This window comes from Streptomyces sp. NPDC090088, from assembly GCF_044747345.1.
In the GTDB taxonomy this organism is placed as follows: domain Bacteria; phylum Actinomycetota; class Actinomycetes; order Streptomycetales; family Streptomycetaceae; genus Streptomyces.
In genome coordinates this window covers 507,043-526,348 of sequence record NZ_JBIVDZ010000002.1, presented here as the reverse complement: position 1 = coordinate 526,348, position 19,306 = coordinate 507,043, and the positions used below count along the sequence as shown (strand labels likewise).

Sequence of the window (19,306 nt, the reverse complement as noted above, 5' to 3'; positions counted from 1 at the left end):
TGGGCAACAGGATCGGCAGCGGGCCGCGCGCCGGGACACGGGGCGCGCATGACTCTCAAGGAACTCCAAAGCTGCGCGCCCCCGGCTGTCGGTGGCGGAGCCGATACTGGGGGCATGACGGCTCCAGGCAGCACCGTGCTGATCGTGGAGGACGAGCCGAGCATCGCGGACGTCCTCGCCATCGCCCTGCGCTACCACCGGTTCGAGGTGATGACGGCCGGCACGGTCCGGGACGCCCTCGCGCTGGCCGAGCGCACCCGGCCGGACGCGGCCCTGCTCGACGTGATGCTGCCGGACGGCGACGGCCGCGCCCTCGCCCGTGAACTGCGTGCCCGGCAGCCGGACCTGGCGCTCGTGTTCCTCACCGCGCGGGACGCGCCCGCCGAGATAGTCGGCGCGCTCGGCTACGGCGACGACTACATCACCAAGCCCTTCAACATCGACGAGGTCGTCGCCCGGATCGGCGCGGTGCTGCGCCGCACCCGCCCGGCCGACGTCATCCAGCAGCGGCCGCCGCTGCGCTACGGCGACCTGGAGCTGGACGAGACGACGTACTGCGTGCACCGCGCGGGCCGCACGGTCGAGCTGACCCCGACCGAGTACGCGCTGCTGCGCTTCCTGGTGCGCAACGGCGGCCGGATCGTCCCCAAGGAGCAGCTGCTCAGGCATGTCTGGCAGTACGAGCACATGCCGTCCGAGTCGACGGTCGTGGAGACCTACATCAGCTATCTGCGGCGCAAGCTGGACACCCTGGGGGCGCCGGTGATCACCACCCGGCGGGGCGTCGGATACGGGCTGACATGAGCCTCGCCAAGCGCCGGCAGCGGCACGGGATCCATTCGCTGCGCGGCGGGCTGACCCTGGCCAACGTCGGTCTCCTCGCCATCGGCATCATCGTGGCGACCACCGCGAGCATCATGGGCATGCGGCTGTACCTGCTCGACCAGGTGGACTCCGAGCTGGTCAAGATGCGGACCTCGCTGGGGAGTTCGGGCTTGACGCTGCGGCAGGTCGACTCGCTGAGCGCGCTCGGCGTGATCCGCGAACGGATCACCCCCGCCGAGTCCGATCCGACCCCGGACTCGATCTTCACCGTCATCGACACCAAGGGCGACCCGGTCACCGTCTTCGACATGAAGCCGACGCAGGCCCAGCGGGCCCTCGCCGACGCCGTGCACGACCCGCGGGCCCTCGCCGCCGGGCCCGACCCGCACGACGTCGAGGTGCACGGCGCGTCCTACCGGGTGACCGCGACCCGGCTCGCCGACGGCCCCTACATCCTGCTGGCCACCTCGACCGAGCTGCTCCACAAGGGCATAGCCAAGGCGCTCAAGCTCGACTTCGCCGTGGGCACGCTGCTGCTCGCGCTGCTGTGCTGTCTGACCATGTACAGCGTGCGGCGCCGGCTGCTGCCGCTGGAGGACATGGTGGAGACGTCGTCGGCGATAGCCGAGGGCGACCTCACCCGGCGGGTGCCGTCCAGCCAGCATCCGACGCAGGAGGTCGAGCAGCTGCGGCTGGCCCTCAACTCCATGCTGCACCAGGTGGAGACGGCGTACCGGACGCGCGAGCGCAGCGCGGCCCAGCTGCGCCGGTTCGTCGCCGACGCCTCGCACGAGCTGCGCACGCCGCTCGCCGCCATCCGCGGCTATCTCCAGCTGTACGAGAAGGGGATGCTGCGCGAGCCCGGGGAGCGGCGGCGGGCCTGGGACCGGATGCACGGGGAGGTGGACCGGATGGGGCGGCTGGTGGACGAGCTGCTGCTGCTGGCGCGGCTCGACCAGCGGCCCGAGATCCGGTTCCGGAACGTGGACGTGAGCCGGCTGGTGCGGGACGCGGCGGAGGACCTGCGGGCGCAGCAGCCGGGGCGGCCGGTGGTCGTGGCGGCCGAGGGTGCGGTGCTGGTGCGGGCCGACGAGTCCGGGCTGCGGCAGGTGCTGGGGAATCTGCTGGCCAACGTGCGGACGCATACGCCGGCCGAGGCGGGGGTGACCCTGGGGGTGGAGCGGTCGGACGGGGTGGTGCGGGTGTGTGTGGCCGACGAGGGGCCGGGGCTGGCGGAGGAGGACGCGGCGCGGATCTTCGACCGGTTCTTCCGGGTGGGGAGTGCGGAGGGGAGCGGGCTGGGGATGGCGATCGTGCAGGGGGTGGTGGAGGCGCACGGGGGTGAGGTGGGGGTGCGGACGGCGCCTGGGGAGGGGTTGGCTGTGACGGTTACGTTGCGATCGGTCTGAATTCGGCTGACGGCCGGTGGGGGCTTGTCGCGCCCACGCGGCGGCAGCCGCACATCCCATGCAGCCCCGCGCCCCTGTCGGGGCGCTCCACTACGGGTCGGCCAGGACCAGCGCCCATACCGTCTTGCCGTGGGATCCCCTGCTCCATACTCCCCAGGCGGCCGCGATCGTCTCCACCAAGTGCAGGCCCCGGCCCGTCTCGTCGTCCTCTCGGACGATCCTCAGGTGGGGCTCGACGCGGCCCTCGTCCGACACCTCTATGAGGCATGACCCGTCCGCCAGCGCCGTCACCGCCACCTCGAACTCGCGCTCAAGGAGCGGGCCGTGGCGTACGACGTTGGTGGCCAGCTCCGAGACCAGGAGTACGGCGTCGTCGACGGCCGGGTCGTCGGGGCCGTGGCCCCAGTCGGCCAGGTGGTCCCGGACCCGGTGCCGGGCCAGGCCGACGGAGGCCGGGTGCCGGGGAAGCCGGAAGGAGTTGCGTCTCAGCACGTCTGCTCCGAGGACCACCGCCGGGGGCGTCAGATCCAGTTCAGACTCCACAGGCGGAACACGCCCGTGCTGTCGTTGAGGTACTGGCTGCCGCCGATGTCCTCGCTGCTGAGGACGTAGTCCGTGCGCTGCCAGAGCGGGATCAGCGGCACGTCGTCGGCCACGTCCGTCTGGATGGTGCGGAAGTCCTGGTCGACGCGGCTGCGGTCGGCGTACTGACGGCTGTTCTGGATGAGGTGGTCGACGGCCTTGTTGCTGTAGCCGGTGCTCATCACGGAGTCGGTGCCGACCAGGGAGGCGCCGAAGGTGTCCGGGTCGGGGTAGTCGGCGACCCAGCCGACGGCCCAGGCGTCCATCTTGCCCTCGGCCCACGACTTCTGGAAGTCGGTCCACTCGTACCCCTTGACGTCGACCTTGAACAGGCCGCCCGCCTCCAGCTGCTTCTTCAGCGCGGCGGCCTCCTCGGCACCCGAGCCGTGGCCGATGCCGTAGCCGAAGGAGAACTCGACCGGCGTGCTGACGCCGGCCTGCTCCAGCAGCGCCCTCGCCTTGGCGACGCTCTGCGTCGGGTACTGGTCGAAGAAGGACGTGGTGTGGCCGGTGAGACCGGTCGGGATCAGCGAGTACAGCGGCTCGACCGTCCCGTCGTACACGGTGTGGGCCAGCTGTTCGCGGTTGACCAGCCAGGCCAGCGCCCGGCGGACGAGGGGGTCGTGCAGGGGGGAGTTCTTGCGGGTGTTGAGGTACAGGTTGCGGGTCTCGGAGCTGTCGGACTCCGTGACGCGCTGGGTGGGGTCGCTGGGATTGAGCTTGGACACCATGGCCGGCGGCAGCGTCCGGGTGGCGACGTCGATGTCCTTGGCCTTGTACGCGGCGGCGAGCTTGGCCGAGTCGGTGTAGTAGTCCAGCTTGACGGGGCGGCCGGTACCGCTGAGCTCGCCCTTGTAGTGCCCGTTGGGCTGCAGGGTCGCCTGCTTGTTCCTCGTGTACGACGTCAGGGTGTACGGGCCGGTGCCGTCCACCCCGTTGTCGGTGCGCAGGCCGTTCGCCGGGTACTTGTCCTTGTCGACGATCGAACCGGCGCCGGTGGCCACCTTGAACGGGAACGTCGCGTCCGGCGAGGACAGGTGGAAGGTGACGGTCCGGCCGGCGGCGGTCACCGAGGAGAGCGTCGAGAACAGGGACGCCGGGCCGACATCGGAGTTGATCTTCTTGACCCGGTCGAAGGAGTACTTGACGTCCTCCGCGGTCATCTCCCGGCCGCTCGGGAAGGTGATCCCCTCGCGCAGCTCGCAGCGGTACGTCCGCAGGCCGGAGTCCGTGAACTTGCAGCTCTCGGCCGCGTCCGGGACCGGCTGGACCCCGTCGGGCTCGAAGGCGAGCAGCGACTGGAAGACGTTGTTGAACAGCGCCCAGGAACCGGCGTCGTAGGCGCCTGCCGGGTCGAGCGAGGTGACGGCGTCGGTCGTACCGACGGTGATCGTCTTGTTCTTGTTCCCCTGCGACGGCAGCAGCTGCCAGCCGCCGATCCCCACGATCGCCAGCACGAGAAGCGTCACGAGAATCCGCATGCGAACAGATCGCATGGTTGGTGCCCTCCCCACAAGTGCCACTCCCCTAAGTGACGCGGCTCACCTAACCACAGGTGTTTGATGTGGGGGAAGAGTGATCTGACTAGATGATGAAGAACTTACCGAGCGCTTGTTTCGACCGGATTTCACAGGCTTTCCACAGGCGTCCGGTGGTCAGGCCTGCTTCGACGCGAGCTCGATGACGGTGATGTCCGAGGGTGCCCAGACCCGCGTGGGCGGGCCCCAGGCGCCCGCGCCCCGGGAGACGTACAGCTGGGTGTCGCCGTAGCGGTCCAGTCCCGCGACCGTCGGGTTGGCCGCGGCCGCGATGAGGTTGCCGGGCCAGAGCTGGCCGCCGTGGGTGTGACCGGAGAGCTGGAGGTCGACGTGGTGGCGGACGGCCTCGTGGATCTGGACGGGCTGGTGGGCGAGGAGCACGCAGGCGCGGGCCGGGTCGCGGTCGGCCAGCGCGCGGTCGAAGTCGGGGCCCTGGCCGGTGCTCTCGCCGGCCAGGTCGTTGACCCCGGCGAGGTCGAAGTGGGCGAGTTCGGCGCGGGCGTTCTCCAGGGGGTGCAGGCCCAGCCGGCGCACCTCCTCCACCCACTGGGCGGCGCCGGAGAAGTACTCGTGGTTGCCGGTGACGAAGTACGCGCCGTGCCGGGCCGACAGCTGGGCGAGGGGGGCGGCGGCCGGGCCGAGGTTCTTCACGCTGCCGTCGACGAGGTCGCCGACCACCGCGATCAGGTCGGGCCGGGTGGCGTTGATGGTGTCGACGACCTGCTGCGCGAAGCCCTTGCCGAGGATGGGGCCGAGGTGGATGTCGCTGACGACGGCGATGCGGTAACCGTGGGCGGCGCGCGGGAGTTTGGCGAGGGGGACGGTGACGCGTTTCACGCGGGGTCCGCGGAGGACTCCGTAGGTTCCGAGGCCGACGGTGGCCGTGGCCGCGGTGGCGGCTGCGCCGCCGACCACTCGGGAGACGAAGAGGCGGCGGGAGGGGGGTGGTGGGGTGGGGGTTTCGGTTTTTGTTTCGGTGCGGGTGAGTTGCTTGAGGGGGGCTTCTGTGGGTGGGGACGGTTGCTCGTCGTCGTGGCTGGTCGCGCAGTTCCCCGCGCCCCTGGCGGGGCGCTCCAGTGCGTGGCGTAGCAGGGGTCGCACCACCTCCCCGGCCACCACCGCCAGCAGCAGGTACAGGGAGAGGGCCATCCACAGGAAGCCCGGCCAGGCGAGGGTGCGCTGGAGGGGGAAGGGGGCGTGGCCCACCTCGGCGAAGAGGGCGGCGAACATCAGGATCGGGCCGACGACGAACACGGCCGTGCCCGAGCGGCGGGCCCGGCCGGGGCCTGTCGTCGTGTCGCGGACCAGGCGGCGCCACAGGTACCAGTAGAGGCCTGTCACCACGGTCAGGGCGAGGAGCCCGAGGACGATGATCACCCTGACGTGCCTCTTTCCAGACCTACGGCTATGACCTACGGCTATGACGTACGGCGCAGTGCGCGAACTCCGCGCAACCCGATGACCCCGATGACCGTCCCCAATACGAAGGAAACGACGGCCAGCGTCAGGTGGATCCAGAAGTACGCCGTGGGACGGCCGTCGTCGAAGGCGAGTCCGCTGCCGTCCTTGACGAGATTCTTGACGAAAGTGATCCAGATGAACCAGCTCCACACCCCGAACGCGAGCAGGAACCAGGAGACCGGACGGCTGAGCTTCATGGGTTCAGTATCGCCGTCCGCTGTCCGGTTCCGTCCCCGGGGTGGGGTCGGTGGTGGGACTTCGCGGTCCGTGCCGGGTACGTTCTCGTCCGTGTCCGCTCCGAAGCCTCACGCCGGCCGGTCTGTGCTGGTCGCCTCCGCCGCCCTGTTGTCCCTGTCGCTCACCGCTCCGGCCGCGCTCGCCGCGCCGTCGCCCTCGACGAGTCCGTCGGCCACGCCGCCCGCGACCATGTCGACGGTCGGCGGTACCCGGCTGGGGCAGCCCGGTACCCAGGTCGACCTGGGTGCCGGGGCGCCGGTGCTGCCGAAGGACATCACCGCGCGGTCCTGGATCGTCTCCGACCCCGAGTCCGGCCAGGTGCTCGCCGCGCACAACGCGCACTGGCGGCTGCCCCCGGCGAGCACCCTGAAGATGCTGTTCGCGGACACCGTGCTGCCCCGGTTCCCGAAGTCGACCCCGCACAAGGTGGTGCCGGCGGACCTGGCGGGCATGGGCGCCGGTTCCAGCCTGGTCGGGATAAAGGAAGGCCAGACGTATACGGTCCGCGATCTGTGGCTCGGGGTCTTCCTCCGCTCGGGCAACGACGCCGTGCATGTGCTGTCCGCGATGAACGGCGGGGTCGAGCAGACCGTCAAGGACATGCAGGACCACGCGGACGAGCTGCAGGCGCTGGACACGCATGTGGTGAGTCCGGACGGGTACGACGCGGCCGGGCAGGTGTCGTCGGCGTACGACCTGTCGCTGTTCGCGCGGTCCGGGCTGCAGAAGAAGGACTTCCGGGAGTACTGCTCGACGGTGCGGGCCTCGTTCCCGGGCGACACGACGAAGAACGCCAAGGGCAAGTCGGTGCGGGGCTCCTTCGAGATCCAGAACACCAACCGCCTGCTGAGCGGGGACAGCGACGTGTCGGTCTACCCGGGCATCGCGGGGGTGAAGAACGGCAACACCACCAACGCGGGCGCCACCTTCACCGGGGTCGCCGAGCGCGGCGGCAAGGTGCTGCTGGTCACCGTGATGAACCCGGAGAAGAAGGAGCACAACGAGGTCTACAAGGAGACCGCCAAGCTGTTCGACTGGGGTTTCCAGGCGCTGGGCAAGGTGACCCCGGTGGGTGAACTGGTCCCGCCCAAGGGGGCCGTGGGCTCCAGCGCCCAGCCGGGGGTGACGCCGTCGGCGACCCCGGTGGGCAAGGACGGCGGCGCGAGTTCGCGGCCGGTGGCCGCCGCCTCGGCCGACGGCTCCAGCGGGGTCGGGGTCGCGCTGGCGATCACGGGCGGGGCGCTGGTGCTGCTGGTGGCCGCCGCGTTCCTGGTCAACCGCCGGTGGCCGCTGCCGGATCTGGTGCGCCGTCGGACTCGTCCCTGAACAGGCCGGTGCTCTCCGTCGCCGTCCAGGCCGCGCAGAACAGGACGAGTTTCGCGGTGAAGTTGATCCACAGCAGCAGGGCCACCGGGACGCCGAACGCGCCGTACATGCTCTTCCCGGCGATGCCCTGGATGTAGCCGCTGAGCAGCAGCTTGAGGAGTTCGAAGCCGACCGCGCCGATCAGGGCCGCGACCAGCAGCCGGCGGCGCGGCGGTTCGACTCCGGGCAGCAGGGTGAGGACGTAGAGCAGGAGCAGGAAGTCGGCGGTCACGGCGACGACGAAGGCGGCGACGCGGAGCAGCAGGCTGCCCCAGCTGTGCTGGTGGATGCCGAGCTGTCCGGCCGCCCAGCCGACCGCCGCCGAGGCGATCGTGGAGACGGCGAGGGTGACCAGCACCGCGCCGCCGAAGCCGACCAGGATGACGGTGTCCTTGACCTTGGCGAGGATCGGGTTCTGGTCCCTGTCGGGCAGTTCCCACACCGTGCGCAGGCAGTCCCGCATCTGGCCGACCCAGTTGATGCCGGTGAACAGCAGGACGGCGCCCGCGATGAGCCCGACGGTGCCGGCGTTCTGGACCAGGTTGTTGATGTCCAGCCGGTCGGAGATGCCGGGGACCTGGTCGGCGATCTTCTTCTGCAGGTTCTCCTGCTGCGACGTGCTCAGCGTGGCGGCGGCGATCGCGGCGCCCACCGTGAGCAGCGGGAAGAGCGAGACGAAGCTGATGAAGGTCATGGCGGCGGCCAGCCGTGACCACTTCACCTCGTCGAGCCGCTCGTACGACCGCCACACGTGCGTGGCCGTCAGCCAGCCGACGAGCGGGCCTACGACGGGGAGTTTTCTCAGCCAGTCCATGATCCGACTCTGCCCTCCGCGCGGAACACCAATGTACGGGTACCCCAGAAGCGCAGAACTGTGGCGAGCGCCATGCCGACGACCGCGCCGGAGACGGTGTCGGCACGCTGCGAGGTGAGGCCGAGTCCGTAGTGGCTGACGGCGAGGCAGAGCAGCTGGACGAGGGCGCCGGCGAGGTTCACGGCGACGAAGACGGCGTAGGGGCGTACCCCGGTCGCGCGGGTGTGGCGGTAGGTGCCGCGCGCGTTGCCGAGGTAGGCGACCGTGCAGCCGGCCACGAAGGACAGCGACTTGGCGGTGAGCGGGCCGAGGGCGGCCGGGCCGCGCAGGGCGCTGAAGAGGGCGAGGTCGACGGCGTAGGCGAGCAGGCCGACGGCGGCGAAGCCGGCCAGCTCACGCCGGTCCGTGCTCACCAGTGGGCCACCGCGAGGCCGTACATCGCGAGCCAGGCCAGTCCGATCAGGGCGAGGGCGCGGTCGCGCAGCACGACGTCCTCGGGTTCGCCGGCGGTGCCCCGGTCGGCGAAGACGGCGTAGCGCAGGACGGCCAGGATGAACGCGACCATGGAGAGCTGGCGCCAGGGCAGCAGGCCCGCGGCGGGGGTGCGGTGGCCCTCCAGGGCCCACAGGCAGTAGGCGAGGACGGCGACACCGGCGGCGAGCTGCCAGACGAAGCGCAGGTAGCCGGTGGTGTACTCGGTGAGCAGCGCGCGCGTGGCACCGGCTTTCCCGGCCATCTGCACGGCCTCGGAGTAGCGCTTGGCCGCGACCATGAAGAGCGCGCCGAAGCCGGTGGTGATCAGGAACCAGCGGGACAGCGGGATGCCGAGGGCGACCCCGCCGATCACCGCCCGCATCACGAAGCCGGTGGTGACGACGACGAGGTCGACGACGAGGACGTGCTTCAGCGTGACGCAGTAGGCCAGTTGCATGGCCAGGTAGGCGATCAGGAGGGCCGGGACGAGGGGCGGGGTCAGCCGGGCGGCGAGCAGCGGGCCGAGGACGGCCAGGACGGCTCCGGCGGTGTAGGCGACGGGGACCGGGACCTGGCCGGCGGCGACCGGGCGGTGGCATTTGACGGGGTGGGCGCGGTCGGCCTCGGCGTCCCGGGCGTCGTTGATCAGGTAGACGGCGGCGGCGCAGGCCGTGAAGAGGACGAAGGTGAGGGTGAGGCGGACCAGGGCGTGCACGGAGAAGAGCTGGCCGGCGGCGGCCGGGGCGGCGATGACGAGGGTGTTCTTGACCCACTGCTTGGGGCGGGTGGTCCGCAGCAGGCCCTTGACGAGACCGGCGGGGGTGACGGGTACCCGGACCGGTCCGTGCGGCGAGCGGCCCGGGTGGCTGCGCTGCCCGTGAAGATTCGTTTCAGCAGTCCCGTCGGCCCTGGCTTCCGCAGCCGCGTGCGCGGTCTCGGTCACACCCGCCTCCCCACGTACGGGACACCCGGCAGCGCGGCGCGTGAGGCACCCGCCACTCCCGCGCGCATCCATCGCGCCCCGGCGCGCGCCGTGAGCGCCCCCAGGGCCGCGCCCGCCGCCACGTCCGTCGGGTAGTGCACGCCGACGACGAGCCGGGAGAGGCACATGGCGGTCGCGACGGGTGCGAGGGCGGGCACGCCGAGGGCCCCGAAGGCGACGGCGGCGGCCGTGGCGGAGGTGGCGTGCGAGCTGGGGAAGGAGTGCCGGCCGGCGGTACGCACCCGGGGCCGGACATGCGCGGGGCGCGCACGGCGCACGATGCGTTTGACGCCCATGCTGGCCAGGTGCGCGCCCGCGACCAGCGCCGTGCCGCGCAGCCAGGCGCCGCGCCGCGCGCCGTCCACGGCGGCCCCGGCGAGGCCCGCCGCGAGCCAGAGCGCGCCGTGCTCACCGGCGAGGGAGAGACCGCGCGCGGCCGACGCGACGCGTGGATCGGCACCGCAGGCGTGCAGTGCGGAGAGGATCCGGTGGTCCATGTCGTCCATTGGACTCACTGTTCACCCTCACCCCGCCGAAGCTACGACCATATTGAGCGACATTCCGATAATCACCCGTTTCGGGGAGTCAGGTGATCTTCCGTAACCAATCACCCATAGCACTCATCACACCCATACGGCAGCGATACGGTCGCTCCCATGCCTGGAACGCCCGGAGGGCCCACCGTCCCCGTCACCGGCTGGGGCCGCACCGCCCCCACCGCCGCCCGCCTGATCCGCCCCCGGACCTACCAGGAGGCGGCGGACGCGATCCGCACCTGCGGGGCGCGCGGCGGGATCGCGCGGGGCCTGGGGCGGGCGTACGGGGACGCGGCACAGAACGCCGGCGGTGTCGTGCTCGACATGACGGGCCTGGACCGCGTCCACGCCATCGACGCCGACGGCGGCACCGTGCTCTGCGACGCGGGCGTCTCGCTGCACCGCCTCATGGAGGTGCTGCTGCCGCTCGGCTGGTTCGTCCCGGTGACCCCGGGGACCCGCCAGGTGACGGTGGGCGGCGCGATCGGCGCCGACATCCACGGCAAGAACCACCATGTCTCGGGATCGTTCTCCCGTCACGTGCTGTCCTTCGAACTCCTCACCGCCGACGGCCAGGTCCGTACGGTGAGCCGCGGCACCCCGCTGTTCGACGCGACGGCCGGCGGCATGGGTCTGACCGGAGTGATCCTCACGGCGACCGTCCGCCTCCTCCCCGTCGAGACGTCGTACCTGTCCGTCGACACCGAACGGGCCGCCGACCTCGACGACCTGATGGCCCGTCTCACCGCCACCGACCACCGCTACCGCTACTCGGTCGCCTGGATCGACCTGCTCGCCCGCGGGGCGTCCACCGGTCGCGCGGTGCTCACCCGGGGCGACCACGCGCCCCGGGAGGCGCTCGGCAAGCACACGCGCGCCGGGCGTGCACCACTCGCCTTCCGCCCCCGACAGCTTCCGGCCGCCCCCGCGTTCGTCCCCGAGGGCCTCCTGGGCCGCACCACCGTCGGCCTCTTCAACGAACTCTGGTACCGCAAGGCACCCCGCGCCCGCACCGGCCAGCTCCAGCGCGTCGCCACGTTCTTCCACCCCCTGGACGGCGTCCCGCACTGGAACCGCGTCTACGGCCGGGCCGGCTTCGTCCAGTACCAGTTCGTCGTCGGATACGGCCAGGAGGACGCCCTGCGCCGGATCGTGGCCCGGATCGCCGAGCGCCGCTGCCCGTCCTTCCTGGCCGTCCTCAAACGCTTCGGCGACGCCGACCCCGGCTGGCTCTCCTTCCCCGTGCCCGGCTGGACCCTCGCCCTGGACATCCCGGCCGCGCTGCCCGGCCTCGCCGGCTTCCTCGACGAACTGGACGAGGAGGTCGCGGCCGCCGGCGGCCGGGTCTACCTCGCCAAGGACTCCCGGCTGCGCCCCGAGCTGCTCGCCGCGATGTACCCGCGGCTCGCCGAATTCCGCGCCCTGCGCGCGGAGTCGGACCCCCGGGGCATCTTCGTCTCCGACCTCTCCCGCCGTCTCGGTCTCTAGCCCCCCCGGTCCTCCCCCAGCCCTCCCCCAGTCCGCCCCCAGCCCTCAGGAGTCGCCGTGAAGGACGCCTTCGGATTGCCCCAGTCGCTGCTCGTCCTCGGCGGTACGTCCGAGATCGCGCTGGCCACCGCGCGTCGGCTGATCGCCCGCCGCACCCGCACGGTCTGGCTGGCCGGCCGCCCCTCCCCCGCGCTCGACCGGACCGCCGAGCGGCTGCGCGCCCTCGGCCCCGACGTCCACACCGTCGCCTTCGACGCCCTCGACCCCGAGTCCCACGAGACGGCCCTCGGCAAGGTCTTCGCCAACGGCGACATCGACATGGTCCTGCTCGCCTTCGGTGTCCTCGGCAACCAGGCGACGGACGAACGCGAACCGGTGAACGCGGTGCGGGTCGCGCAGACCAACTACACCGGCGCGGTCTCGGCGGGCCTGGTCGCCGCACGGGCCCTGCAGGCACAGGGCCACGGCTCGCTGGTGGTGCTGTCCTCGGTGGCCGGGGAGCGGGCGAGGCGCTCCAACTTCATCTACGGCTCCAGCAAGGCCGGCCTCGACGCCTTCGCCCAGGGCCTCGGCGACGCGCTGCACGGGACGGGCGTCCACGTGATGGTCGTACGGCCGGGGTTCGTACGGTCGAAGATGACGCGGGGCCTGGAGGAAGCTCCGCTCGCGACGACCCCGGAGGCGGTGGCGACAGCGATCGAGCTGGGCCTGCGCAGGCGCTCGGAGGTGGTGTGGGTACCGGGCACCCTGCGGGTGGTGATGTCGGCGCTGCGGCACGTGCCGCGGGGCCTGTTTCGGAGACTGCCGATCTGAAGCGCCCCTTCAGGCGCGCTGGGGGAGGAACTGCGCGACCAGCGCACCGGCCTGCACGCTACCGACTGGCGATGCTCCCCCGCTCCACATGCCCCACCTGAGGCGGCACCACAGAGCTCCCGAAGGCATGGTCACGCAGCTTCCGCCACACCCCGTCCGCCCCCTGCTCGTACAACGCGAACCCCGTACACGGCCACTCGGCCTCGAAGTCCGCGAGCTCGGCGAACGCCCGGTCCATCGCCGCCTCGTCGATCCCGTGCGCGACGGTCACATGCGGGTGGTACGGGAACTGCAGCTCCCGGTCGAGCGGCCCCGACGCGTCCCGGATCCGCTGCTGGAGCCAGGCGCAGCCGTCCGCGCCCTGGACGACCCGGACGTAGACCACCGGGGACAGCGGACGGAACGTACCCGTGCCGGACAGCCGCATCGGGAACGGCCTGCCGACCGCGGCGACCTCGCTCAGGTGGGCCTCGACGGCGGCCAGCGACCCGTCGGCGATCTCCGTCGGCGGCAGCAGCGTGACGTGGGTGGGGATGGCGTGGGCCGCGGCGTCGCCGAAGCCCGCGCGCCGCTCCTGGAGCAGGCTGCCGTGAGGCTCCGGGACCGCGATCGACACGCCGATCGTTACGGTCCCCACGTCGTCTCCCGTCGGTCGTGATGGTCGGTCGTGATGGCCGGACGGGTGTCGGGTTCGTACCCCGCCGTCCGGCTATCGACTGTACGGCCACGGCCGCCTTCCGGGCAGCCGTGGCCGAAGTGATGTGCAGCGCTCCCGTGCGCTCCCCGGAGCGCCCCGGGCGCCCCCGGCGCTCCGCCCGGCGCCGTCGGCGCCCGCGGCGGTCCGCTCAGTGCTTGGCGGGCAGGAAGCCCACCCGGTCGTAGGCCTGGGCGAGGGTCTCCGCCGCCACCGCACGGGCCTTCTCCGCACCCTTGGCCAGGACCGAGTCCAGCGTCTCCGGATCGTCCAGGTACTGCTGGGTGCGCTCCCGGAAGGGGGTCACGAACTCGACCATGACGTCGGCGAGGTCCGTCTTGAGCGCGCCGTACATCTTGCCCTCGTACTCCTGCTCCAGCTCGGCGATCGACTTGCCGGTGAGGGTGGAGTAGATGGTGAGGAGGTTGCTGACGCCCGGCTTGTGCTCGGCGTCGTAGCGGATCACCGTGTCGGTGTCGGTGACGGCGCTCTTGACCTTCTTCGCCGTGGCCTTCGGGTCGTCGAGGAGGTTGATGAGGCCCTTCGGCGTGGACGCCGACTTGCTCATCTTGATCGACGGGTCCTGGAGGTCGTAGATCTTCGCCGTCTCCTTGAGGATGTACGGCTTGGGGATGGTGAAGGTGGCGCCGAACCGGCCGTTGAAGCGCTCGGCGAGGTCACGGGTGAGCTCGATGTGCTGGCGCTGGTCCTCGCCGACGGGGACCTCGTGGGCCTGGTAGAGCAGGATGTCGGCGACCTGGAGGACCGGGTACGTGAACAGGCCGACGGAGGCGCGGTCCGCGCCCTGCTTGGCCGACTTGTCCTTGAACTGGGTCATCCGGCTGGCCTCGCCGAAGCCGGTGAGGCAGTTCATGACCCAGGCGAGCTGCGCGTGCTCGGGGACGTGGCTCTGCACGAAGAGGGTGCAGCGGTCCGGGTCCAGGCCGGCGGCGAGCAGCTGGGCCGCGGCGAGGCGGGTGTTGGCACGCAGGTCGGCGGGGTCCTGCGGGATCGTGATCGCGTGCAGGTCGACGACCATGTAGAAGGCGTCGTGGGACTCCTGGAGGGCTACCCACTGGCGGACGGCACCGAGGTAGTTGCCCAGGTGGAACGAGCCGGCGGTGGGCTGGATGCCGGAGAGCACGCGGGGTCGATCAGAGGCCATGCTCACCATTCTCTCAGAGGGTGAGGGTGGGATCGGCCCTGTGGTGGGGGGTGGTTTCGGAGCGCGGGGGACTGCGGGCCGGTGGGGGCCGTTCGCGCAGTTCCCCGCGCCCCTTTCAGGGGCGCTGCCCCTGAGGGCGTCGATCAGCCGAGGTCGATCTCCGGGTACAGCGGGAAGCCCGCCACCAGGTCCGTCGCGCGCTGGGCGATCTCCGTGGAGACCTTCTCGTCGAGGACGTGGGAGGCCTTGGAGGGGGCGCCGGACTTCGTCGTGCCCGGCTCGGTGGCGGTGAGGACGCGGTCGATGAGGCCCGCCACCTCGTCCATCTCCGCCGTGCCCAGGCCACGGGTGGTGAGCGCCGGGGTGCCGATGCGGATGCCGGAGGTGTACCAGGCGCCGTTCGGGTCGGCGGGGATCGCGTTGCGGTTGGTGACGATGCCGGAGTCGAGGAGGGCAGTCTCGGCCTGGCGGCCGGTGAGGCCGTAGGAGCTCTCGACGTCGATGAGGTTGAGGTGGTTGTCGGTGCCGCCGGTGACGAGGGTGGCGCCCCGGCGCATCAGGCCCTCGGCCAGCGCGCGCGAGTTGTCGACGATGCGCTGGGCGTAGTCCTGGAAGGCGGGCTGCCGGGCCTCGGCCAGGGCGACGGCCTTGGCGGCCATGACGTGCGGGAGCGGGCCGCCGAGGACCATCGGGCAGCCGCGGTCGACCTGGTCCTTGAGGGAGTCGTCGCACAGGACCATGCCGCCGCGCGGGCCGCGCAGCGACTTGTGCGTGGTGGTCGTGACGATCTGGGCGTGCGGGACCGGGTCGAAGTCGCCGGTCAGGACCTTGCCGGCGACCAGGCCCGCGAAGTGCGCCATGTCGACCATGAGGGTCGCGCCGACCTCGTCGGCGATCTCGCGCATGATCCGGAAGTTCACCAGCCGGGGGTACGCCGAGTAGCCGGCGACGAGGATCAGCGGCTTGAACTCGCGGGCCTGGGCGCGCAGCGCGTCGTAGTCGATGAGCCCGGTGGCGGGGTCCGTCCCGTAGGAACGCTGGTCGAACATCTTGCCGGAGATGTTCGGGCGGAAGCCGTGGGTGAGGTGGCCGCCCGCGTCCAGGGACATGCCGAGCATGCGCTGGTTGCCGAAGGCCTGGCGCAGCTCGGCCCAGTCGGCCTCGGAGAGGTCGTTGATCTGGCGGGCGCCGGTCTTCGTCAGGAAGGGGACCTCGACGCGGTCGGCGAGGACGGCCCAGAAGGCGACCAGGTTGGCGTCGATGCCGGAGTGCGGCTGGACGTAGGCGTGCCGCGCGCCGAACAGCTCGCGGGCGTGCTCGGCGGCGAGGCCCTCGACGGTGTCGACGTTGCGGCAGCCGGCGTAGAAGCGGCGGCCGATGGTGCCCTCGGCGTACTTGTCGCTGAACCAGTTGCCCATCGCGAGCAGGGTCGCCGGGGAGGCGTAGTTCTCCGAGGCGATCAGCTTGAGCATCTCGCGCTGGTCGGCGACCTCCTGGCCGATGGCGTCGGCGACCCGCGGCTCGACCGCGCGGATCACGTCGAGTGCGGCGCGGTACGCGGTGGACTCGGGGGACAGGGGTGCGGGCTGGTCGGACATTCGGGACCTCCGGACATGGCGTTCGGCATTCACGGTTCGGCCCAGGCGCACGGCACTCGATCACGACGCGGGCCGCTCCCTGATGGTCGGTCCCATCCCAGCGCGCCAGTCACGGCCCGCCGATCACATTACCGGGCACGCCGGGCCCGGGGGCCGTGGCGTCCACCAGTCGGGCACGGACAGACGGTATTAAAGGGATCATCTCGCCGCGTTCACTGGAGTCGCCGTGACCACTACGGAAGCCCTCATCGCCGCCGCCGACGCGCACAGCGCGCACAACTACCACCCGCTGCCGGTGGTGATCGCGACGGCCGACGGCGCCTGGATGACGGATGTCGAGGGCCGCCGGTACCTGGACTTCCTGGCCGGCTACTCGGCGCTGAACTTCGGGCACGGCCACCCGCGCCTGGTGGCGGCGGCGAAGGCGCAGCTGGAGCGGGTGACGCTGACGTCCCGGGCCTTCCACCACGACCGGTTCGCCGCGTTCTGCACGGAGCTGGCCGAGCTGTGCGGGATGGAGATGGTGCTGCCGATGAACACGGGGGTGGAGGCGGTGGAGACCGCCGTGAAGACCGCCCGGAAGTGGGGGTACCGGGTCAAGGGGGTGCTCGCGGAGATGGCGAAGGTGGTGGTGGCGAGCGGGAACTTCCACGGCCGTACGACGACCGTGATCAGCTTCTCGACCGATCCGGAGGCCCGGGCGGACTTCGGGCCGTACACGCCCGGCTTCGAGATCGTGCCGTACGGCGACCTCACGGCGATGCGGGCCGCGCTGACCGACAACACGGTCGCGGTGCTCCTCGAACCGATCCAGGGCGAGTCGGGGGTGATCGTGCCGCCGGCCGGATACCTGCGGGCGGTGCGGGAGCTGGCCCGGGAGCGGGACGTGCTGTTCATCGCCGACGAGATCCAGTCGGGGCTGGGGCGGACCGGGCGGACGTTCGCGTGCGAGCACGAGGGGGTCGTACCGGACATGTACGTGCTCGGGAAGGCGCTGGGGGGCGGGGTGCTGCCGGTGTCGGCGGTGGTGTCGAGCGCCGAGGTGCTCGGGGTGTTCCGGCCCGGTGAGCACGGGTCCACGTTCGGGGGGAATCCGCTGGCCTGTGCGGTGGGTCTGGAGGTGATCGCGATGCTGCGGACCGGGGAGTTCCAGGAGCGGGCGGCCGAGCTGGGGGATCTGCTGCACCGGCGGCTGGCGGAGATCGCGGGGAGTGGACGGGTGACGGCCGTGCGGGGGCGGGGGCTGTGGGCGGGGGTGGACGTCGATCCGGGGGTGGGGTCGGGGCGGGTGGTGTCGGAGCGGTTGCTGGAGCGGGGGGTGCTGGTGAAGGACACGCATGGGGCGACGGTGCGGGTGGCTCCGCCGTTGACCATCGAGGAGGAGGATCTGGAGTGGGGGGTTGAGCAGTTGTGGGAGGTGCTGAGCGCCTAATGGGGTGCCACTGAGGTTTGATCGCGAGTGCCGGTCCGTCGTGGCTGGTCGCGCAGTTCCCCGCGCCCCTGACGGGGCGCTAGAGGATCACGTGGGGCAGGAAGCGGGCGTAGTCGTCCGTCACGAGGCCCTGTGACTCGCGGATTCCCAGGCCCGCCGCCTCCTCCCCCACCACCCACGCGCCCAGGACGACGTGGTTGCCGTCGAAGTCGGGGAGCGGGGCCAACTGCTGGTAGCAGCACGGCTCTTCGCGTACGACGGGAGGGTGGCCGGGTTCGTGTACGAGGATGCCGGCGCCCTCGCGGCCGAGCAGGGGTTTGCTGACGTAGCCGGTCGTGGTGGCCAGTTCCCTCGGGCCGTCCAGGTACGCCGGGAGCAGGTTCGGGTGGCCCGGATACAGCTCCCAGAGGATCGCGAGGAGGGCCTTGTTGCTGAGGAGCATCTTCCAGGCGGGCTCGATCCACATCGTGGTGCCGGTGCCGCCGCCGTTGTCCAGGGTGTCGAGGACGTGGCCGGCGAAGGCGTCGGTGGTGAGCCATTCCCAGGGGTAGAGCTTGAAGAGGCTGCGGATGAAGCCGAGGCGGTTGTCGACGAAGCGGCCGGAGAGGGTGTCCCAGCCGATCTCCTCCATGGAGATCCAGTCGGTGTCGAGGCCGGCCTGTTCGGCGGTCTCCTTGAGGTAGGCGACCGTCATCAGGTCCTCGCCGAGTTCGTCGGCGGCGGAGTGGGCGAAGTGGAGGGGGGCGCCGGGCGGCAGGAGGCGGGACTGTCTCCGCCAGGCGGCGACCAGGCGTTCGTGGAGGCTGTTCCACTGGTCGGCGCCGGGGAAGCGGTCCTCCATCCAGAACCACTGGGCCGAGGCCGCCTCCACCAGGGAGGTGGGGGTGTCGGCGTTGTACTCCAGGAGTTTCGCAGGGCCCGTGCCGTCGTGGCGGAGGTCGAAGCGGCCGTAGAGGGAGGGGAGTTCGGCGCGGCGGTGCCAGGCCTCGGTGACGGCGGCCACGACGCGCGGGTCGGTGATGCCGAGGTCGGTGAAACGGTCCTTCGCCACGATGTGGCCGGCCGCGGTCAGGCACATCGCGTGCAGTTCCTCGACGGCCTCCTCCAGCGCCTCCACTTCCGGCAGGGTGAAGACGTAGTAGGCGCTCTCGTCCCAGTAGGGGCGCAGGACGCCGTCGGAGTGGCGGGTGAGTGGGTAGATCAGGCCCTGTTCCTCGACGGTCCGCTGCCAGTCGGGGCGGGGTTCGGTGGTGCGGCGCTCCATGGCGGCGGTCAGCCGCCGGAGCTGCCGTGGCCGCCGCCGAAGCCGCCGCGGTGGACGCTGTGGCCGCCGCCGGACGAACTGCCGGACCCGCTGCGGGGCTTGGTGAAGGAGCCGCCGCTGACCCAGCCGCTCTTCTTCTTGCCGCCGTAGTAGTAGCCGGCGTTGACGGCGGACTTGGTGGAGCCGCAGTTCTTGTCGGAGACGACCTGGTAGCCCTTGGCGGCGGTGTAGCTGTCGCGGTCGACGCAGCGCTTGTCGGGGTCGGAGGAGCAGGCGGTCAGGGCGGCGGCCAGCAGGCCCATCCCGCCGAGGACGACCGTGCCCGAGCGCAGTTGCCGGCGTGCGTCCGCCATGTCCGTGTTCCCCCGTGTGATCGTCGGCCAGCTGTTCGGCGACAGCTTAGACGAGCGGACCGAGCCACTCCTGGATTGTCATGTACAGGTAAGAAAACCATGTGAAGTGGCGGGAGATCCTGTCGGCGTTCCGGGCCTCGCGGGTACCGTCCAGCTGTCCCTGGGTGAACGATCAACTTCCACTCTACGCGCGAAGACCACCCCGTGGACGCGTACCACCGACGCCGTACCCGCACCGCCATCCCTCTCGCACCCCCCACCGATGGAGGAATGACA

At 71.4% G+C, this 19,306-nt stretch carries 19 protein-coding genes and 1 riboswitch; of the genes, 6 read left to right on the top strand and 13 right to left on the bottom strand.

Going from position 1 to position 19,306, the window contains the following annotated elements; genetic code table 11:
• The first annotated feature begins 114 nt into the window (after window positions 1-114).
• Window positions 115-804: a response regulator transcription factor gene (locus ACIPSJ_RS11100; protein WP_359217989.1), complete on the top strand. Its 690-nt coding sequence runs from the start codon at window positions 115-117 to the stop codon at window positions 802-804.
• Complete coding sequence (locus ACIPSJ_RS11095) at window positions 801-2,234, top strand: ATP-binding protein (protein WP_401345160.1); 1,434 nt, start codon at window positions 801-803, stop codon at window positions 2,232-2,234. The genes ACIPSJ_RS11100 and ACIPSJ_RS11095 overlap by 4 nt, the downstream gene beginning before the upstream one ends.
• Before the next feature lie 90 nt (window positions 2,235-2,324).
• Here ACIPSJ_RS11095 and ACIPSJ_RS11090 read toward each other — a convergent pair whose 3' ends face one another.
• From ACIPSJ_RS11090 to ACIPSJ_RS11075, 4 genes are all read right to left on the bottom strand, one after another.
• Complete coding sequence (locus tag ACIPSJ_RS11090) at window positions 2,325-2,726, bottom strand: ATP-binding protein (protein WP_401345158.1); 402 nt, start codon at window positions 2,724-2,726, stop codon at window positions 2,325-2,327.
• 29 nt (window positions 2,727-2,755) lie between these two features.
• Window positions 2,756-4,312 carry an ABC transporter substrate-binding protein gene (locus ACIPSJ_RS11085; RefSeq protein ID WP_355727199.1) on the bottom strand — a complete coding sequence of 519 codons (1,557 nt, stop codon included), beginning with the start codon at window positions 4,310-4,312 and terminating at the stop codon, window positions 2,756-2,758.
• A 159-nt stretch (window positions 4,313-4,471) separates the two neighbouring features.
• Complete coding sequence (locus tag ACIPSJ_RS11080; protein WP_401345156.1) at window positions 4,472-5,731, bottom strand: metallophosphoesterase; 1,260 nt, start codon at window positions 5,729-5,731, stop codon at window positions 4,472-4,474.
• Between the two features lie 41 nt (window positions 5,732-5,772).
• Window positions 5,773-6,012 (bottom strand): SCO4848 family membrane protein, encoded by a 240-nt coding sequence (locus tag ACIPSJ_RS11075; protein WP_359215410.1) that lies wholly within the window; start codon window positions 6,010-6,012, stop codon window positions 5,773-5,775.
• Window positions 6,013-6,103: 91 nt separating this feature from the next.
• On the opposite strand from ACIPSJ_RS11075, the gene ACIPSJ_RS11070 reads away from it, so the two are divergent.
• Entirely contained in the window at window positions 6,104-7,378 is a 1,275-nt protein-coding gene (locus ACIPSJ_RS11070; protein WP_359215407.1) for a D-alanyl-D-alanine carboxypeptidase, read from the top strand.
• Here ACIPSJ_RS11070 and ACIPSJ_RS11065 read toward each other — a convergent pair.
• The 4 genes from ACIPSJ_RS11065 to ACIPSJ_RS11050 are packed head-to-tail and all read right to left on the bottom strand — an operon-like array spanning window position 7,326 to window position 10,193.
• Window positions 7,326-8,231: a YihY/virulence factor BrkB family protein gene (locus ACIPSJ_RS11065; RefSeq protein WP_359215404.1), complete on the bottom strand. Its 906-nt coding sequence runs from the start codon at window positions 8,229-8,231 to the stop codon at window positions 7,326-7,328. The genes ACIPSJ_RS11070 and ACIPSJ_RS11065 overlap by 53 nt on opposite strands.
• Window positions 8,219-8,644: a GtrA family protein gene (locus ACIPSJ_RS11060; RefSeq protein ID WP_401345153.1), complete on the bottom strand. Its 426-nt coding sequence runs from the start codon at window positions 8,642-8,644 to the stop codon at window positions 8,219-8,221. The genes ACIPSJ_RS11065 and ACIPSJ_RS11060 overlap by 13 nt, the downstream gene beginning before the upstream one ends.
• Entirely contained in the window at window positions 8,641-9,648 is a 1,008-nt protein-coding gene (locus ACIPSJ_RS11055) for a decaprenyl-phosphate phosphoribosyltransferase (RefSeq protein ID WP_401345151.1), read from the bottom strand. Before ACIPSJ_RS11055 ends, ACIPSJ_RS11060 begins: the two co-directional genes overlap by 4 nt.
• A complete protein-coding gene (locus ACIPSJ_RS11050; RefSeq protein ID WP_401345150.1) occupies window positions 9,645-10,193 on the bottom strand; it encodes a phosphatase PAP2 family protein in 549 nt (182 codons plus the stop codon). The genes ACIPSJ_RS11055 and ACIPSJ_RS11050 overlap by 4 nt, the downstream gene beginning before the upstream one ends.
• A gap of 150 nt (window positions 10,194-10,343) precedes the next feature.
• Between ACIPSJ_RS11050 and ACIPSJ_RS11045 the strand changes: the two genes are divergently transcribed.
• On the top strand, window positions 10,344-11,711 hold the full coding sequence (locus ACIPSJ_RS11045) for an FAD-binding oxidoreductase (RefSeq protein ID WP_359215398.1): 1,368 nt from the start codon (window positions 10,344-10,346) through the stop codon (window positions 11,709-11,711).
• Window positions 11,712-11,768: 57 nt separating this feature from the next.
• Window positions 11,769-12,524, top strand: a complete 756-nt coding sequence (locus ACIPSJ_RS11040; protein ID WP_401345148.1) for a decaprenylphospho-beta-D-erythro-pentofuranosid-2-ulose 2-reductase — start codon at window positions 11,769-11,771, stop codon at window positions 12,522-12,524.
• A 58-nt stretch (window positions 12,525-12,582) separates the two neighbouring features.
• Here ACIPSJ_RS11040 and ACIPSJ_RS11035 read toward each other — a convergent pair whose 3' ends face one another.
• The 3 genes from ACIPSJ_RS11035 to ACIPSJ_RS11025 form a co-directional block, all read right to left on the bottom strand.
• On the bottom strand, window positions 12,583-13,161 hold the full coding sequence (locus ACIPSJ_RS11035; RefSeq protein WP_401345146.1) for a 2'-5' RNA ligase family protein: 579 nt from the start codon (window positions 13,159-13,161) through the stop codon (window positions 12,583-12,585).
• 208 nt (window positions 13,162-13,369) lie between these two features.
• A complete protein-coding gene (gene trpS / locus ACIPSJ_RS11030; RefSeq protein WP_359215389.1) occupies window positions 13,370-14,383 on the bottom strand; it encodes a tryptophan--tRNA ligase in 1,014 nt (337 codons plus the stop codon).
• Between the two features lie 143 nt (window positions 14,384-14,526).
• Complete coding sequence (locus ACIPSJ_RS11025; RefSeq protein WP_359215386.1) at window positions 14,527-15,981, bottom strand: glycine hydroxymethyltransferase; 1,455 nt, start codon at window positions 15,979-15,981, stop codon at window positions 14,527-14,529.
• A gap of 32 nt (window positions 15,982-16,013) precedes the next feature.
• Window positions 16,014-16,104, bottom strand: a riboswitch (ZMP/ZTP riboswitch).
• Between the two features lie 103 nt (window positions 16,105-16,207).
• Here ACIPSJ_RS11025 and rocD point away from each other — a divergent pair.
• A complete protein-coding gene (rocD, locus tag ACIPSJ_RS11020) occupies window positions 16,208-17,413 on the top strand; it encodes an ornithine--oxo-acid transaminase (RefSeq protein WP_401345143.1) in 1,206 nt (401 codons plus the stop codon).
• A 79-nt stretch (window positions 17,414-17,492) separates the two neighbouring features.
• Here rocD and ACIPSJ_RS11015 read toward each other — a convergent pair whose 3' ends face one another.
• Both ACIPSJ_RS11015 and ACIPSJ_RS11010 read right to left on the bottom strand, forming a co-directional pair.
• Complete coding sequence (locus ACIPSJ_RS11015; protein ID WP_401345141.1) at window positions 17,493-18,677, bottom strand: glutathionylspermidine synthase family protein; 1,185 nt, start codon at window positions 18,675-18,677, stop codon at window positions 17,493-17,495.
• 8 nt (window positions 18,678-18,685) lie between these two features.
• Window positions 18,686-19,030: a hypothetical protein gene (locus ACIPSJ_RS11010; protein WP_401345139.1), complete on the bottom strand. Its 345-nt coding sequence runs from the start codon at window positions 19,028-19,030 to the stop codon at window positions 18,686-18,688.
• Window positions 19,031-19,306: the final 276 nt, after the last annotated feature.

Bases quoted from the DNA above. Each gene is read 5' to 3' on its own strand.
- ACIPSJ_RS11015 (WP_401345141.1), bottom strand. From the start codon at position 18,677: ATGGAGCGCCGCACCACCGAACCCCGCCCCGACTGGCAGCGGACCGTC.
- ACIPSJ_RS11075 (WP_359215410.1), bottom strand. From the start codon at position 6,012: ATGAAGCTCAGCCGTCCGGTCTCCTGGTTCCTGCTCGCGTTCGGGGTG.
- trpS (WP_359215389.1), bottom strand. From the start codon at position 14,383: ATGGCCTCTGATCGACCCCGCGTGCTCTCCGGCATCCAGCCCACCGCC.
- ACIPSJ_RS11095 (WP_401345160.1), top strand. From the start codon at position 801: ATGAGCCTCGCCAAGCGCCGGCAGCGGCACGGGATCCATTCGCTGCGC.
- ACIPSJ_RS11100 (WP_359217989.1), top strand. From the start codon at position 115: ATGACGGCTCCAGGCAGCACCGTGCTGATCGTGGAGGACGAGCCGAGC.
- ACIPSJ_RS11025 (WP_359215386.1), bottom strand. From the start codon at position 15,981: ATGTCCGACCAGCCCGCACCCCTGTCCCCCGAGTCCACCGCGTACCGC.
- ACIPSJ_RS11050 (WP_401345150.1), bottom strand. From the start codon at position 10,193: ATGGACGACATGGACCACCGGATCCTCTCCGCACTGCACGCCTGCGGT.
- ACIPSJ_RS11065 (WP_359215404.1), bottom strand. From the start codon at position 8,231: ATGGACTGGCTGAGAAAACTCCCCGTCGTAGGCCCGCTCGTCGGCTGG.
- ACIPSJ_RS11085 (WP_355727199.1), bottom strand. From the start codon at position 4,312: ATGCGATCTGTTCGCATGCGGATTCTCGTGACGCTTCTCGTGCTGGCG.
- ACIPSJ_RS11010 (WP_401345139.1), bottom strand. From the start codon at position 19,030: ATGGCGGACGCACGCCGGCAACTGCGCTCGGGCACGGTCGTCCTCGGC.
- ACIPSJ_RS11045 (WP_359215398.1), top strand. From the start codon at position 10,344: ATGCCTGGAACGCCCGGAGGGCCCACCGTCCCCGTCACCGGCTGGGGC.